Source organism: Moheibacter lacus (assembly GCF_014042165.1).
Lineage (GTDB): Bacteria > Bacteroidota > Bacteroidia > Flavobacteriales > Weeksellaceae > Moheibacter > Moheibacter lacus.
This window is the reverse complement of sequence record NZ_JACDZE010000003.1, coordinates 24,512-41,399: the sequence shown is the minus strand read 5'-3', so window position 1 is coordinate 41,399 and position 16,888 is coordinate 24,512. Positions and strand designations below refer to the sequence as shown.

At 36.8% G+C, this 16,888-nt stretch carries 16 protein-coding genes; 6 read left to right on the top strand and 10 right to left on the bottom strand.

Annotated elements, in window-relative coordinates; genetic code table 11:
- Positions 1-5: 5 nt before the first annotated feature.
- The 4 genes from rpsG to idi form a co-directional block, all read right to left on the bottom strand.
- Positions 6-482 carry a 30S ribosomal protein S7 gene (gene rpsG / locus HU137_RS09645; RefSeq protein WP_182043641.1) on the bottom strand — a complete coding sequence of 159 codons (477 nt, stop codon included), beginning with the start codon at positions 480-482 and terminating at the stop codon, positions 6-8.
- 9 nt (positions 483-491) lie between these two features.
- Positions 492-875 (bottom strand): 30S ribosomal protein S12, encoded by a 384-nt coding sequence (rpsL, locus tag HU137_RS09640; RefSeq protein WP_182043640.1) that lies wholly within the window; start codon positions 873-875, stop codon positions 492-494.
- 161 nt (positions 876-1,036) lie between these two features.
- Complete coding sequence (locus HU137_RS09635) at positions 1,037-1,447, bottom strand: 6-pyruvoyl trahydropterin synthase family protein (RefSeq protein ID WP_182043639.1); 411 nt, start codon at positions 1,445-1,447, stop codon at positions 1,037-1,039.
- Positions 1,428-1,958, bottom strand: a complete 531-nt coding sequence (gene idi / locus HU137_RS09630; protein ID WP_182043638.1) for an isopentenyl-diphosphate Delta-isomerase — start codon at positions 1,956-1,958, stop codon at positions 1,428-1,430. The genes HU137_RS09635 and idi overlap by 20 nt, the downstream gene beginning before the upstream one ends.
- 240 nt (positions 1,959-2,198) lie before the next feature.
- On the opposite strand from idi, the gene lon reads away from it, so the two are divergent.
- Positions 2,199-4,631: an endopeptidase La gene (gene lon, locus HU137_RS09625; RefSeq protein WP_182043637.1), complete on the top strand. Its 2,433-nt coding sequence runs from the start codon at positions 2,199-2,201 to the stop codon at positions 4,629-4,631.
- Positions 4,632-4,813: 182 nt separating this feature from the next.
- Positions 4,814-5,272, top strand: coding sequence for a hypothetical protein (locus HU137_RS09620; RefSeq protein ID WP_182043636.1), 459 nt, complete (start codon positions 4,814-4,816; stop codon positions 5,270-5,272).
- A 79-nt stretch (positions 5,273-5,351) separates the two neighbouring features.
- On the opposite strand, the gene HU137_RS09615 is transcribed toward HU137_RS09620, so the two are convergent.
- On the bottom strand, positions 5,352-6,038 hold the full coding sequence (locus HU137_RS09615) for a T9SS type A sorting domain-containing protein (protein WP_182043635.1): 687 nt from the start codon (positions 6,036-6,038) through the stop codon (positions 5,352-5,354).
- A 55-nt stretch (positions 6,039-6,093) separates the two neighbouring features.
- Positions 6,094-6,540 carry a DUF4442 domain-containing protein gene (locus HU137_RS09610; RefSeq protein ID WP_182043634.1) on the bottom strand — a complete coding sequence of 149 codons (447 nt, stop codon included), beginning with the start codon at positions 6,538-6,540 and terminating at the stop codon, positions 6,094-6,096.
- Positions 6,541-6,729: 189 nt separating this feature from the next.
- Here HU137_RS09610 and HU137_RS09605 point away from each other — a divergent pair, with 189 nt between their 5' ends.
- Together HU137_RS09605 and trxB are read left to right on the top strand one after the other, a co-directional pair.
- The gene (locus HU137_RS09605) at positions 6,730-7,491 is read left to right on the top strand and encodes an acyl-CoA desaturase (protein ID WP_182043633.1); all 762 of its coding nucleotides are present in this window, start codon (positions 6,730-6,732) and stop codon (positions 7,489-7,491) included.
- 125 nt (positions 7,492-7,616) lie between these two features.
- Positions 7,617-8,561 (top strand): thioredoxin-disulfide reductase, encoded by a 945-nt coding sequence (gene trxB, locus HU137_RS09600; protein WP_182043632.1) that lies wholly within the window; start codon positions 7,617-7,619, stop codon positions 8,559-8,561.
- A 95-nt stretch (positions 8,562-8,656) separates the two neighbouring features.
- Here the strand turns inward: trxB and HU137_RS09595 are convergent, their stop codons facing one another.
- The 4 genes from HU137_RS09595 to HU137_RS09580 all read right to left on the bottom strand — a co-directional run bounded on the left by HU137_RS09595 (position 8,657) and on the right by HU137_RS09580 (position 14,987).
- Positions 8,657-9,034 carry a hypothetical protein gene (locus HU137_RS09595; RefSeq protein ID WP_182043631.1) on the bottom strand — a complete coding sequence of 126 codons (378 nt, stop codon included), beginning with the start codon at positions 9,032-9,034 and terminating at the stop codon, positions 8,657-8,659.
- A 16-nt stretch (positions 9,035-9,050) separates the two neighbouring features.
- Entirely contained in the window at positions 9,051-9,758 is a 708-nt protein-coding gene (locus HU137_RS09590; RefSeq protein ID WP_182043630.1) for an NUDIX hydrolase, read from the bottom strand.
- Positions 9,759-9,768: 10 nt separating this feature from the next.
- Positions 9,769-10,239: an Lrp/AsnC family transcriptional regulator gene (locus HU137_RS09585; protein ID WP_182043821.1), complete on the bottom strand. Its 471-nt coding sequence runs from the start codon at positions 10,237-10,239 to the stop codon at positions 9,769-9,771.
- Positions 10,240-10,451: 212 nt separating this feature from the next.
- A complete protein-coding gene (locus HU137_RS09580) occupies positions 10,452-14,987 on the bottom strand; it encodes a translocation/assembly module TamB domain-containing protein (protein WP_182043629.1) in 4,536 nt (1,511 codons plus the stop codon).
- A 134-nt stretch (positions 14,988-15,121) separates the two neighbouring features.
- On the opposite strand from HU137_RS09580, the gene tsaD reads away from it, so the two are divergent.
- Positions 15,122-16,144, top strand: coding sequence for a tRNA (adenosine(37)-N6)-threonylcarbamoyltransferase complex transferase subunit TsaD (gene tsaD / locus HU137_RS09575; RefSeq protein WP_182043628.1), 1,023 nt, complete (start codon positions 15,122-15,124; stop codon positions 16,142-16,144).
- Positions 16,141-16,839, top strand: a complete 699-nt coding sequence (locus HU137_RS09570; protein WP_182043627.1) for a 16S rRNA (uracil(1498)-N(3))-methyltransferase — start codon at positions 16,141-16,143, stop codon at positions 16,837-16,839. Before tsaD ends, HU137_RS09570 begins: the two co-directional genes overlap by 4 nt.
- Positions 16,840-16,888 lie beyond the last annotated feature (49 nt).

The following is a 16,888-nucleotide window of genomic DNA, read 5'->3' as shown; positions in this document are numbered from 1 at the left end:
CTTAATTATACTCTAAAGTGTGAGAATGCTTTATTGGCTTCTGCCATCTTGTGGGTATCCTGACGTTTTTTCACAGCGGCTCCTTCCTCTTTTGCAGCAGCAATGATTTCTCCGGCCAATTTCTGAGCCATCGATTTCTCATTACGTTTACGTGCGTACAAAATCAACCATTTCATCGCAGTAGAAATTTTTCTATCCGGACGAATTTCCATAGGAATCTGGAATGTAGCTCCACCTACACGACGAGAACGAACCTCTACGTGCGGCATCACATTTGTCAATGCCTCTTTCCAAATATCCAATGCTGACTTCTCAGCATCTTCTTTTCTCTTATCTACGATTTCCAATGCATCATAAAAAATAGTGAATGCAACACTTTTTTTACCATCGTACATCATATTGTTCACAAAACGAGTTACCAATTGATCATTAAACTTTGGATCTGGAAGTAACGGTCTTTTTTTAGCTTTTGTCTTTCTCATTTCTCAAAGTTATTTTTTTGCCTCTTTTGGACGTTTTGCACCATACTTACTTCTACGCTGAGTTCTTTTGTTAACTCCGGCCGTATCCAACGCACCACGAACGATGTGGTAACGTACTCCAGGTAAATCTTTTACCCGTCCTCCTCTAACCAATACTATCGAGTGCTCCTGTAAATTATGTCCTTCTCCACCGATGTAAGCGTTGACTTCTTTACCGTTTGAAAGTCTAACACGCGCTACTTTACGCATCGCAGAGTTAGGTTTCTTCGGCGTAGTCGTGTACACACGTGTACATACTCCACGACGTTGAGGACAAGATTCCAAAGCAGCCGATTTACTCTTCTTGGCTAGTTTTGTTCTTCCTTTTCTTACTAATTGTTGTATTGTTGGCATACTATAAAAATATGTTTAACCCCATTTTTTGGGATTGCAAAAGTACAATTAATTTATTTACAAACAAATGAATGGAATTATTTTTTAATAAGGAAAGTTTTTATCCTATCGAAATCTCAAAATTTGATAAGAAAATTGACCATTTTACGTCCTAAAAATTCTTATTCGCCCGAATATTCCACAAAATTTCTTGGCGTTTCAAATAGGGTAATTTTCAATTTTAAATTCGAATCCAATTTCGCTCGAATCCGATTCCAAATTACCACCGAAATATTTTCCACAGTAGGATTCACATCCTTGAATTCCTCAATTTCTACATTCAAATTTTTATGGTCCAAATATTCTTCAACTTCCGAAAAAATAATCGTTTTCAATTCATCCAGATTCATCACAAAACCCGTTTCAGGGTTGATTTCACCTGTGATGCTGACGATCATTTCATAGTTGTGACCGTGAAAATTTGGATTGGAACATTTCCCAAAAACCGACCAATTCTTTTCATCGTCCCAATTCGGATTAAACAACCGATGCGCCGCATTGAAATGCGCCTTTCTACTTATCGTTACTTGCATACTGAAGTTTTGCTAAATATTCGTCAAATATGATTCTGAACCAAATGGTATAATTTTCAGGATTATTTTTCATATCCAATTCCAATTCCTCCATCGAAACCCATTTGGTCTCCTCTACTTCTTCTGGATTGATTGAAATTGCGCCATCATATTGACCGACAAATACATGATCCAACTCATGCTCAAACAATCTTTCTCCCAATTGGGCTTTATAAATAAAATGAAATTTTTCTTCCAATTCACAATCAAATCCCATTTCTTCCTGCAAACGACGATGCGCCGCCTCTAAATAGGTTTCATTTTTTCGTGGATGACTGCAACAAGTATTGGTCCATAAAAGTGGCGAATGGTATTTATCAGCAGCTCTTTGCTGTAACAACAATTCACCATTTGAATTGAATACAAAAACGGAAAAAGCCCGATGCAATAATCCCGCAACATGCGCTTGCTGCTTTTCCATCAACCCTAATTGTTGATCCTTTTCATCTACCAATACAACAAATTCATTCATGTTTCAAAGGTAGAATTAAAACTCAGAAGGACGATATAAGAGGTTAGAAATATTGGAAATTCTAATTTTTAATTCTACCTTCAATTGGCATACCATTTGACTTTATAGCTAAGTGGTTTCCTGAATTTATTTAGTTATCCAATTGAACTTTAATCATTTAAAGAACCAATGGCTTAAAATTATTTGAATTCAAATTGGATACATTCTGAAATCACTGACAGTTTAACAGAAAAATAAAACATGAACATAGACAATTTGTCACTTGACCAAATGATGGGAGAAGAAATCGAATTGATTCCTTTGATGAACGAAGAGGATGAAAAACGAAACAAAAAACAACCTATCCCGGAAATCCTACCGATTCTTTCCTTAAAAAATACGGTGCTTTTCCCTAGCGTCGTCATTCCGATCACAGCAGGTCGGAATCAATCCATCAAATTACTGGAAGATGCATACAAAGAAAACCGAATCGTTGGCGTAGTTACCCAAAAGAATTCAAAAATCGACATACCGGAACCCAAAGACATCCATAAAATCGGAACCGTAGCCAAAATCTTGAAAATGTTGAAAATGCCAGACGGAAATACCACTGTCATTTTACAAGGCATCAAACGTTTCCAATGGACAGAAATGCTCCAAACCGATCCCTATTTTAAAGCTTCAATCATACCAGTCGAAGAAAAAAAACCGGGAGCTAAAAACAAAGAATACCAAGCAACTATAGAATCAGTAAAAGACATGGCTTTGCGCATCGTGGATGTAAATCCGGCGTTGCCAACTGAAGCCAGCATGGCGATTAATAATATCGAAAGTTCTTCTTTTTTGATCAATTTTGTTTGTTCCAATTTGAATTTGACAATCAAAGAAAAACAAACACTTTTGGAGTTTGACAATTTGAAAGATCGTGCGACGGAAATTCTCCGTTTGATGGGAATCGAACTCCAAAAATTAGAATTAAAAAATAATATCCAGTCCAAAGTCCGTCAAGATTTGGACCAACAACAACGCGAATATTTCTTGCATCAACAAATGAAAACCATCCAAGAAGAATTGGGTGGTGTTTCTTCTGAAACGGAAATAGAAGACATGCGTCAACGCGCCAAATCCAAAATTTGGAACGAGGAAACCAAACAGCATTTTGACAAAGAAATCAACCGCATGATGCGGCTCAATCCTCAAATGCCGGAACACAGCATCCAAAGAAATTATTTGGAATTCATGCTAGATCTTCCATGGAATGAATTTACCAAAGACGATTTCGATTTGAAAAAAGCGCAGAAAATTCTCGATCGCGACCATTTCGGACTGGAAGACATCAAAGAACGCATCATCGAATATTTGGCGGTTTTGAAATTAAAAGGCGACATGAAATCCCCGATCATCTGTTTATATGGCCCTCCGGGAGTTGGGAAAACTTCACTAGGAAAATCAGTTGCAGAATCATTGGGCAGAAAGTACATCCGTATGTCACTCGGTGGTTTGCATGACGAATCGGAAATCCGAGGTCACCGTAAAACTTACATCGGTGCGATGCCGGGACGTATTTTACAATCCATCAAAAAAGCCGGAAGTTCCAATCCTGTTTTCATTCTCGACGAAATTGACAAAATGGGAAGCAGCAACCATGGTGATCCTTCCTCTGCGATGCTGGAAGTCCTAGATCCGGAGCAGAATTTTGCTTTTTATGACAATTATTTGGAACAAGGTTTTGATTTATCCAAAGTCTTTTTCATAGCGACCGCCAACAACATTGCTGACATTCCGATGCCGCTTCGCGACCGAATGGAAATGGTGAACATCGCCGGATATACGATTGAAGAAAAAGTAGAAATCGCCTATAAATTCTTACTACCCAAACAATTAAAAGAACATGGCCTGAAGAAAAACGATATATCGTTGACTAAAAAAGAATTGGAGTTTTTGGTCGAAACTTATACAAGAGAATCGGGCGTTCGGAATTTGGAACAACAAATCGCCAAATTGGTAAGAAGCATCGCCAAAAAAGTGGCGATGGAAGAAGTGTTTGAAAGCAAATTGAATTCAGAATACATCCGCGAAGTTTTAGGACCCGGAAGAATTAATGACAAATATGAAAACAACGAAGTTCCCGGTGTGGTAACAGGTTTGGCTTGGACGAGAGTCGGTGGAGATATCTTGTTTATCGAATCCATTTTATCCAAAGGAAAAGGAAATCTGACCATTACCGGAAATCTCGGTAATGTGATGAAAGAATCGGCTCGAATCGCACTTGAATATATCAAAGCACACGCTCAGGAATTGGGAATCAAAGAAGAAACGTTTGACAACTACAACATCCACATCCACGTGCCGGAAGGTGCGACACCAAAAGACGGACCTTCTGCCGGAATCACAATGCTGACTTCGATTGTTTCATCCTTTACACAACGAAAAGTAAAAGCTAATTTGGCTATGACAGGTGAAATCACTTTGCGTGGAAAAGTACTGGGCGTTGGCGGAATCAAAGAAAAAATTCTGGCTGCCAAACGGGCAAATATTAAAGAAATCATCCTCAGCGAAGAAAACCGAAAAGACATCGCCGAAATCAAAGCGGAATACATCAAAGGACTGAAATTCCATTATGTAACCGAAATGATGGACGTGCTGAAAATCGCATTGCTAAAACAGAAAGTAAAAGGCGCAAAAACGCTATAAAATTCAAAAAAAAACTTCCAAAATCAAATGGGAGTTTTTTTTTTGAAACAAAAATCTTTTTAAATATTCTCATTATTTCAAATACAATTTTTACTTTTAACGTCTCTAACTAAAATTTAATTTCTGCTGAGTACCTGAAAATGAATACTCTGCAGGTTTTTTTTAATCAATTAATCTAAACCATGAAAACAAAAAAACTACTACAGCTTTTCTTTGTCCTCAATCTCTCATTTGTATTTGGACAAGACATGACGAAAGAACAAACGATTCATTACATCAACAGTCGTTTACAAAAAACCCAAATTAGCATTGATAACCAAGGCGTGATTTTCATAAAAGATGTTGGAATCTTTTACTATAAGGATGTTCAGGTGGACACTTATTCTCATCATCCTTTTCAAATTCAATTTAAATGTATAAAACAAACCGACTGCATCGAAGACCCAAAATACAATCCACGTTTTGAGCAATTAAAAATTAAATACAAAAACGAAGCGCGTATTTATATTGACGATAAAGAAGATTTTAAAAGACTGAACAATGCTTTTGATTATTTGTTCAAGGAATTATATAGTGAAAATCTTCAAAAAATAAACAATGATCCATTTTCACCTGAAAATTATAAAACCGCAAACAACTGATCATTTCTCAAAAAATATAAATGCAAAGCCAACCAAAAATTTTATTGAGCTTTGAAAATGGAAGTTGAAAAATTCGAATTTAATTCTTCATAAATTTTGCTGTAAAGAATTTTCCGTTTTCTTTATAACCTTTGATGATATAAGTTCCTTTTGGTAAATCTGAAATATCCAATTCATCTAGAATTAAATCTTTTTCAATTTGGATTTTTCCGGATAAATCAAAAACAACCAACTTTTTTATTTTTTCAGAAAATTGAATTGAATTCGAAGCAGGATTTGGATAAATTTCTATTTTTTCAGGAGAAATCATATCGGTCGTGTTCATTAAAGTATTGGAATACGAAATATAAGGTTGGCCGGGAACCAAACTTGCTGTAAGATGATAAAGATGTGCGCCATTATCCAAATTTTCATCCCAATAATACCAATGTCTATCAACATCAAAATTGCTCAAATAATCTTGCTCAAAGGATTGGTTTTCCTGATTCTCACAAGGCTCACCTGATTCTTCCAAGATTTCGATAATATGAAATTCCGGATCCCAACAAAGACAATAATCAATCCGCACTTTTCTGTATTGACAAACTTCAGTTTCTAAGTAGGTATAGTCATTTTCATCTCCGATAGAAAATTTAACAAAAGGAATTTCTTCATTTGGCACAAATGGATCTTGATAAGGAAAATGGTAGAGGTAATAATTGTAATATTGAGAATGAGAAGGAATAGAACAAAAAAGAACAATTGAAAATAATAAAGTTGATTTCATAGTTTTGGATTTAGTTGGTTTAATTTAGCCTAAATAATTTAAAAATTTCAATTTCCTATTTCACCTTAAAACTCCATAAAAAATGAAACTCCGAAACTTGATTTCCTTGTTCATCGATTCCCGTGCTTCGCATTTTTAAAGTTTGCCCCTCGCCTGTTTCGATGGCTTTTTGTAAAACTTCATCGAGTTCTTTTCCTTGTTCACAAGTAAATACAATTTTCCCGACTGCTTTTTTGGTAAAATTAGCTTCGAGCCCTACCACCAGCATCGAAATCTTCCTTTCTGATTTCTGAATTTTGGAAATGCTCAAAACTCCTGTAGACAATTCGGCTGCCATTCCTTGCACCGCCCAAAACATACTTTTAAACGGATTTTGATTCAGCCAACTGAGTTTGACAGAAATTTGGGCTTTTTCTTCGCTATAGTGCGTCAGTTTCAGTCCGGCTATTTTGGCAATTGGGAGTTTCGCCCAAAGAAATTTACTGAAAGTACTTGTATTCATCTGTTAAAATTTATTGTTCAAAAAAGGTCAGATGCAATGCCCTAATCATCATGTTCGGTTAGTTTGAAACGAATTCTAATGGGCATTTCATAAACTTTTGTTAATCCTTCAAATATAATTCGCTCAGATGATTTTCAACAGAAACTTTTCGAAATTAATCAATTATCTTTGTGAAAATTAAAAAAATCCATGCAAACGACTGTCATTATTTTGATTTGCCTTTTTATTTTACATTGGTATGCTTCGCTTTTTTTCCAATCTATGTTTCATCATCGATATGCCGCACATGGGATGTTTACGATGTCCAATTTCTGGGAAAAAGCTTTTCATATCGGATCATTTATTACCCAAGGTTCTTCTTATTTAAGCCCGTATGCCTATGGTGTGATGCACAGACTTCACCATGCTTTTGCAGACACGGAAGAAGATCCACATTCGCCGGTTATCGACAAAGATTTATTTGCGATGATGTGGAGAACGAGAAGGGTTTATATGGACATCGATCAGGAAATTGCAGTTGTGGGTGAGAAATTCAAAAAAGGCGTTCCGAAATGGAGAAAATTTGACCGATTTGCAGAATCAAGAATCACAAGATTGGTTTGGGTTGCTGTTTACATATTGACTTTTGTTTTGTTAGATGCTCCATGGTGGCTGTATTTCTTAGTGCCCATTATGGTTTTGATGTCACCTGTTCACGGTGTGATCGTCAATTGGTATTCACATAAATACGGATACAGAAATTACAACGTAAAAGATACTTCGCATAATTTATTTCCGGTTGATTTGTTGATGTGGGGCGAGAGTTTGCACAACAACCATCATAAATTCGGAGGACGTCCAAACTTCGCCGTAAAATGGTGGGAATTTGACCCTTTATATCCGTTTATTTGGGCAATGGACAAAGTAAAAATCATCCGATTCAAAAACAAACCGGCTACACAGTATATGTAATAATTTGAGAATTTGAAGATTGAAAAATTTGAAAAATCCAATTTATGAAACCATAATTATTTCAAATCAGAACGCATTTTGAATTCCTAAAAAGAATTCTAAATTTGCGAACTAAACACACAAAAATGAGTGAAACAATCAAAGACACGATCATCATAGGTTCTGGACCTGCAGGATATACTGCCGCAATTTATGCAGCACGTGCCAACATGAATCCGGTCATGTACACCGGAATGCAGCCGGGCGGACAATTGACCACTACAACAGAAGTGGAAAATTTTCCGGGTTATTCTGATGGAATTACCGGACCGGAAATGATGGAAGATCTCCAGAAACAAGCGGAAAGATTTGGAACGGAAGTTCATTACGAATACATCACGGAAGTCGATCTAAAAACCGAACCAGGTCAAGTTCATACCGTAAAAACCAATTCAGGAACTGAAATTCAAGCCAGAACGGTGATTATTTCAACCGGTGCTACAGCGAAATATTTAGGGCTTGACGACGAAACCAAATATGCCGGAAGTGGGGTTTCTGCTTGTGCGACTTGTGATGGATTTTTCTACAAAGGTCGTCCCGTAGCTGTAGTCGGAGGTGGCGACACCGCCGCTGAAGAAGCTACTTATTTGGCGAAATTATGTACTAAAGTTTATTTGTTGGTTCGAAAAGATGAGTTGAAAGCTTCCAAAGTAATGCAGGAACGCGTTTTCAATACCCCGAACATCGAAGTTTTATTCCACCACGAATTGATCGGATTGGAAGGCGATAAAGTGGTTGAAAAAGCAAAAATTGTAAACAACCAAACAAACGAAATTTCAGAATTGGCGGTAGACGGCGTTTTTATCGCAATCGGTCATAAACCCAATACGGAACTGTTCAACGGTTTGATCGATATGGATCCCACCGGATATATCATCACAAAAGACAAATCGACAAAAACCAATATCCCGGGTGTTTTTGCTGCCGGTGATGTTCAGGACAATGTTTACCGCCAAGCAATTACGGCTGCTGGAACAGGTTGCATGGCTGCGTTAGATGCAGAGAAATATGTTGCGGAATATTTTCATTAATAAACAGTAATGGGTAATTAGTGAATAGTAATTATAAATAAAAAAATCCTGAGTTAAGACTCGGGATTTTTCTTTACCAATTAGTTATTAATTTTTTACTTAAATTCCTTCCAATGAGGAATAATCACCGCCAATCCATATCCGATAAAAACGAACAAAGTAAACATGGAATATAGCGTTCCGTCGGGCATGAATTCGGGCTGCATGGCGATGGCGATAAATAGACTGAGAATCGTCAAATAAACTCCGATTTTTTTATAAAAATAAACCAGGATAATTCCGATCAATGACAAAATCCCCAATCCTAAAGTAGCGTTTGGATACCAACTCGGCATCACAGAATCTGACATATTGAAATGTTCTTTGAAAAGGAAATCGTTGGTGGACCAAATCCTGTATCCTCTAAAAATAATTCCGCCAACTAAAATAAACATAAGGCCTATCAGACCGTTGAACCAAATGGATCTTTTCATTTCGCAAAGTTAAAAATTAGAACAAGAAGTCATAACCCTTTAAAGTCATTTTCTCATACTTTTCTTCATCAAATCGATACAATTTAGAAACTTTCCTATAAAGATTTGGATCGGTCTGGTTTCCGGTTTCGATGATGAGATTGGAATTGAATATTTTTTTACGGAAATTTCGTTTATCCAATTCCCGATTCAGCGCTTTTTCATAAAGCGCTTGTAATTGTGATAATGTGAATTCCTCCGGTAATAAGTTGAACCCCACCGGACGTCTTTTCACCCTTCTTTTCAACCTTTCCTTTGCATAAATGATGATATCATTGTGATCAAATGCCAAATCCGGAATTTTATTATATGGAATCCAATCGTTCTCAAAATCATTGGAATGTTTTTTCACTTCTGGAGTCAATTTGACCAAAGCATAATAAGCGATATTGACAACACGACCGAGAGGATTTCGGAATACTTTTGAAAAAGCTTTCAATTGTTCCAAATAAATAGAATCAGGATTGACACCGATTCTTTCATTTAACAATTCATGCATCACTGCATCATTTCCTTCTGATGGTTTGACATATTTTCCCGGCAGAATGTAAGCGTCTTTAAATGGTTCGTGGGACTTTCTTGAAAGGAGAATGAACAATTCTTCTCCATCAAAACCAAACAAAACCAAACTAGAAGCAATGGCTACTTGAAAATACTCTACTAATGGGTTTTCTTCCAATTTCATCCTGTTTATATTATTTAAAAATGGCTTTCATCAGCCTGTTTTTATCATTAAAACTCTCTTCCAGAGAAATCATGGATTCTGTACGCAATACATCCTCGATTTGATCGATTTGATAAATCAATTCTTTTGCATGACTGGTATCTTTGGCCCTGATTTTACAAAAAATATTGTATTTCCCGGCTACGATATGCGCAACAGTAACGTTAGGAATCATATACAATTCATCTACTACCTTTTGGATTTTATTGGTTTTTGTCAGCAAAAGCCCTAAATAAGCCACAAATTGATAACCCATTTTATCATAATCCGTTATGAGCGTTGTCCCTTTAATGATTCCGGCTTCTTCCAATTTTTTTACCCGCACATGTATCGTCCCTGCAGAAACATTCATCTTTTTGGCAATTTCCGTAAAAGGCATCCGCGTGTTTTCAATCAAATAGAGCAAAATGGTTTTGTCAATTTCATCAATTTCATAATTCACTTTCATAATCAAAGGGATATTTTATTAAATTATCAATATTTAAGCAGCAATATTACTAATTTTATAAATTACCAACAAAAAACATATCAATATATTTAAATTTAATTCAATTTATTCTACATTTGATTACAGTAATGGATTTAAGTTTATCTCAATTCATCACTTTTGTTTGTTTTGCGTGAGTTTATTGTCTGAAAGGGCAATAAACTTTTTTATTTGAATCTTACCAAACCATTTTTTCTGGCTTTGGTAGATGAGGAATGATGAGAAACTTCTTTCTCCGGAATTGAATCTGATTTTTCCGGAGCACTTTGTTTTTCCGATTCAGAAATAGAATCCTGTTTTTCTGGTTCCGGTAGATCAAAAAGTGATGGTGGTTCCTCATTTGAGTCTTCTGAATCAGAAATAGGTTGAGCCAAAGGATCTGATTTTTCTTCTTTTTTAAATATTTCTGAAAATCGATCAAACGAAGTTTTATAAATGATTCCGGCTCCTACACTCTGGAAGTTTCCTGCGCCTCCGAAATTTTGCACGCCGAAATTGGTTGGACGAGTGAAGAAATTGACCACGATACTTTTATCCATATTGCGCGAGATATCCCACTGGGCTTCCGTTTCAACAGTTGTGTTATTATCCAAATTAGAAGTGCTCCCGACAGCTACTCCTAGCGCTCCATTGATGGTCCACCTTGGACTTAAATCCACAGTCAATCCGGTTTTGAATCGGTCTGAAGTATTACTCAATTCAGATCCAGTAACATAATCAAGATCCAGTGAAACACCTGAACCGGCTATGATGGACTCTATAATTCCACCCAATTGTTTGAGCGCAATTCCTGCTCCGGTTGAAGTAGCTCCAGCCGTCAAAACAGAGTCCGAATTGGTCATAAATTGACCGATCAACAAGACCGATCCAAACTGAATCATCTTTTCATCTGGATCCAAATTGAATTTATAATCGATCATGGATTGGACATCAGTTCCGGCTTTTGGAATGGTCAAAGTAAATTCCATTTGTGGATCATCTAGTGTTTCCATGATGTTGATACCGAGAACGACATCATAGATCTGGCTGTATCCTGCGCCTAGATATTCGCCCACATTGGAAACAGTTCGTTCATAAGTCGCTTTGATACTTAAAGTTGCATCCATCGCACTTCCACCATCCCAACTGACATAACTTCCGGGTTGGATGTTAAAGTCACGATTTAACAAAGCTACTTGTCTTAATTTATATTCACCCGACTCTAGCATATAAGTTCCATCAATGGTCATATTTCCATTTCGGTTCATGTTAAATTTCAATTTATCGGTAGATCCATTGGCTGTAACCATATCTCCTGAAATCGGATCAAAAATAAGGTTTACAGTGGTGGAAGGATAAGCTGTAATTTCCAAATCGATGTTCATTCCCTTTGGCCCAGTTTCCTCTTCCACTACATCAGCTTCCGGAATGAATCGCACCAAATCACTTGCGGTCTCAACTTTTGTTGCACCTGTATTGATGGTAAATTCCGAACCGTCATTGATAATAGCCGATGCTGAAATATCCAATTTCTCAGGAGGACCGAAAAGTTCAAATGCTCCCGCTCCAAATACTCTTCCATAAAATAAATCATTATGGGTTTGATTGGTGTCCATGACCAATAGGTTTTTGGTATTGAATGACAAGTTGAGGAACCATGAAGCAAAATCTCGGAAAAGCAATTGCCCGGTAACTTCGCCTTTGGAATTGTACTTTGTATCTCTAAAATGAACTTCATCCAATGCAATAAAACCCTGTCCACCGCTTTGTTTCGAAACCGGAACCGTATTGATGCCATCAAATGAATAATCAACATTTAAATAATCTACGGTAAATCCTAGATCTTTTAAATCCAACATTCCTTCAAAATTAGGCGAATCAATCGGTCCTGTAAACCGCATATTCCCTGAAACCATTCCACGCATATTGCTCATGGCCGCTGCCAGAAAACTTTCAACAAATTTAAAATTAAGATCATCCAAACTCGCTACCAGATTAAGTTCCGGCGTTTCAGGTTTATTGTCGATAAAACCATTTACATACAATACTTGTACTTGTTCTTGTTCCAGAAATAATTCTAAATCAAATATATTTTGTTCGACATTATAAACGCCATTCATCCCCAGATCTCCTAACCCATATTCATTTAAAGCCAATTGACCTACCGTTAATTCAATCAAGGGTTTGAACTCATTTTCAGTTCGTACAATGTCTATATTTCCATTGGCAATTCCATCAATTTTCAATTCTCCCAATAGTCCTTTCGGAATAATTTTAGCCAAATCCAAATTCTCTAAATCAGCATTGAGTTTATAATCCGTATTGCTTGCATAATGGCCGTCAACCAATAACTTTTGGTCTTCAGATTCTAACAATAAACCTTGTAATTCGTAGTAATTTTTATCAAAATTAACGATGACACGGTTGGAAGAACTGTCATTATTTGGATTTAAGTACCAATTATTTTCGTCTATGACGATAGTCGATGGTGAAAATCCAAATACCAAATTTTCATTTTCATCTGTTGTATGGAACAAATTCAAATCAAAATCCATCGGAAATTCTTTTCCAATTTGGAAATCAGTTTTGACCAAAAGCGAATCCTGAATAGGTGTTGTATGCACATTCACGTTATACAACATCACACCTTTTGCAGCCAAACTATCACTGCGCACATAGATTTGTTCTGTTTCTTTTGAGGTATCGACGTTGATCAGCGGATTGTAAATATTAATTCCATCATAACCGATTTCACCCGAACTCAATTCGGCAATTAAAGTATTGGAATTCGTATCCACACTTCCGTCTAAAATAGTTCCCGGTGCGATTTGAATTTTCTCGTCAAACATGCTGAACAAATCCTGTTGCACTTCAAAATAGAAATTGAAATTCTGATCGGGATCGACAGCTTTGGGCTCATAAGTCATCAAAGTCGTCGTCCCAACTGTATTCATGATAGCATCTGGCAATTGACTCAATCGGTATTTTCCATTGATTTCTCCAACCAAATAGCCAGGAATATCCAATTTTAAATTTTGGATGTCTGCATTTTTTGACGAAAGAACATAAGCTTGCGCAATTTCAAGCGTATCGATTTTGGATGAAAAATAAACATCATTTAATTGAATTTCGCCTAAAAAATCATCCAAATTACTAAACTGAAAATCGCCTCGTATATCTCCTCTGAACTGAGCATTCATATCTTTTGTCACACCCAAATAATCCAAATTGATGTACCCGACTTTTGAAGTGAAATCCAATTGATAAGGTTTTCGAGAAAAATCAAAAGTTCCTACATAATTTGCTGTCAATTGCGGATCTTCTATAGAAAATATACCGTTGAATTTTTGATTCTCCAATCGTCCATCTACCGCCACATTTTGATAGCGTTTGTCCATCAAATCCAGATATTCCAACTTTCCTTCTGCATTTAGTCGCAAAGTTTTGATATCCGTACCTACTCCATCAAATTCTACTCTTCCTGAAACAAACCCCAATTCCTGAACTTCTGTGATTTGTTTCAAATTGATATCATCTGCAATGACAGTTCCTTCATATCGCATAGTTGCCCGATAATCATCCAACCGAACTTTCATATCAGCATCACCCAGCGCTGTCATGGCATAACCATCCAAATTAATTCGAACCGGATCCAAATTAAAATCACCCGCATAGTCCATCGTTCCAAATCGATCGATAAAATCAGGAATTCGTTGCGCAATAAAAGTTGGGAGCAAATCAGTCAATCCTCGATAAGAAGTTTTCATCTTTAAAGATTCCGAATCTATGATGATGTTTTCACCATCTGTCATATCATAAATACGCAATTCATTGGCAGCAATAAAAGCGCCATCACCAGACAACTGCAACTCATTTATTTTTAAATCATTGAGCGTCCCAGTCACAGTTCCCAAAACCTCAACTGTACTGTTTTTATCAAAATTATCTACGAAATAGCGGATGTCTTTAAAATTCACTTTGGAGTCGTCCTTCAACTCCAAATCCCAATTCACTTTATTGAGAAAATCTTTCATATCGGCCATCGAATCATAAGACAAAACCAAATGACCATTTAAATAAGAATCCTCCGTTTTAAAATCCATTTCATCCACCCGGATTTCCTTGTCCGAATAATGGACATTTCCGGCTAAATTCTCAACGATATAATCCTCTCCATTGCGCTTTCCTTCAAAATTCATCGATTTTAAATCCGCCCAAATCTCATTGTTTTCCAATCGAAAATCTTCGATGGAAATGTTTAATTTTTTTGCATCGACCCAATCCTGTTTGTAGCCTTCTAGATTCTCGTTTCGGATGTGCAATTCACCATCCATCACATTTAAAAAACCGCGCAATTTAAAATCGGAAGGTTCTTGATTTTCCTTATTGGAAAATTTGTTTACAAGCGAAATAAAGTTGGAAATAGAATCACCTTTATACGTAATGACCTGAACTTTAGGTTGATAAAGATTCAATTTTCGGATCGCAATGCGATTGGGTTCCATGATCAAACCCGTCAAACTCAATTTTGCCTGAAGTCTTTCTATATCGACGAACTGAGTTCCTTTTTCGTCTTTTGCACGAACGCCATTTAAATTGATATCTCCAAAAAAATCGATGTGAACACGGTCTACGCTTATTTCGGTTTGAAAAGTTTCGTTGAGCTCCTTAACGGCATAACCCGCAATTTTGGTTTGAACTGTCGGAATTTGAATGGCAATCATGGCGGTTAACAACAGCGTTAGCACCACAATTAGGGGTATCAATATTATCCTTCCAATTCTTCTAAGTGCTTTCAAACTATAAATTTCCGATATTTGCACAAAATTACGCTAATTAATTAATTCAGACCGTTAAAATGAATGCTTTTCCCATCATTTTAGGAATCGAATCCTCCTGTGACGACACAGCCGCAGCTGTGATTCAAAATCACAAAATCCTTTCCAACGTCATTGCCAATCAAAAAATACACCAAAGCTACGGTGGAGTTGTTCCTGAATTGGCATCTCGTGCGCATCAACAAAACATCGTTCCTGTTGTAAACGAAGCAATTAAAATCGCAGGAATCAAAAAAGAAGACCTCAGTGCAATTGCCTATACACGCGGCCCGGGACTCATGGGATCACTTTTGGTAGGAAGTAGTTTTGCAAAATCTTTAAGTTTAGCATTGGATATTCCATTGATCGAAATCAATCACATGGTTGGGCATATTTTAGCACACTTTATTGAAGATGCCAACGAAAATCCGCCGAGTTTCCCATTTTTGTGTTTAACCGTAAGTGGCGGCCATACCCAAATCGTAAAGGTTTCCAATTTTTTCGAAATGGAAATCCTAGGCGAAACCATCGACGATGCTGCCGGAGAAGCATTTGATAAAGCCGGAAAAATCATGGGATTGGATTATCCGTCAGGGCCGATCATCGATAAATTGGCCAAAGAAGGAAATCCCGATAAATTCAAATTCTCCAAACCAAAAGTGGACGAATTCAAATTCAGTTTCAGTGGACTGAAAACTGCCATTCTCTATTTCATTCAAAAAGAAGTCAAAGAAAATCCCCATTTCATCGAGGAAAATTTAAATGATCTCTGTGCTTCCATCCAGAAAACGATTGTCGATATTTTGATGGAGAAATTGATTGCGGCAGCAGAAAAAACCGGAATTACACAGGTCGCGATCGCCGGAGGTGTTTCGGCCAATTCTGAAATCCGAAACCGACTAAAATCCATGGAAACCGAAAAAAATTGGAAGGTTTTTATTCCCAAATTTGAATATACCACAGACAACGCGGCGATGATTGCCATGACAGGACAGTTAAAATTTGAACAAGAAGATTTCGCAGAAATCAATTCGAAATCGGTTTCCAAATACAGCATCTCATGAAACTATTTTTTGGAAATATCCATGGAAATTCAGCCGAATTGACCGAAGAAGAATCCAAACATTTCTCAAAAGTTTTGCGTGGAAAAATGGGTGATGAAATCCATGTCACCGATGGAAATGGAATTTTAGCAAAAGGAATCGTTGACCAAATCAATTCTAAATCTGTTGCACTTGAATTGATTGAAATTCAAAAAAATTTTGAACAACGCCCGTATAAATTGCATGTAGCCATCGCCCCGACCAAAAACATGGATCGGATGGAATTCTTTTTGGAAAAAGCCACAGAAATCGGCATTGACGAAATTACCTTTTTGCAAAGTTTTCATTCGGAACGAAAAAACATCAACCTGAATCGATGTGAAAAAATCCTTCAGTCGGCTGTCAAACAATCTCTGAAAGCTTATTTACCAAAGATGAATGACTTGGTCAAATTCCCAGAATTCATCAAAATGAACCCTACTAAAAATCAATTCATTGCGCATTGCGATGCGAATTTCGACCGAAAAGATATCAAAGAAATTCTTCAACCCCAATCAGATTATTTGATCCTCATCGGTCCTGAAGGTGATTTCTCTAAAGATGAAATCGAATTGGCTTATCAAAATAATTTCACGGGAATTTCACTTGGAAACCAACGTTTACGCACAGAAACTGCTGCACTAAATGCCGTTTTTGGGTTGAATTGGGTGAATTAAACTTTGCGTTTTCTTTGTGCGACCAAGTCGAGAAGTTTTTATTTTGATT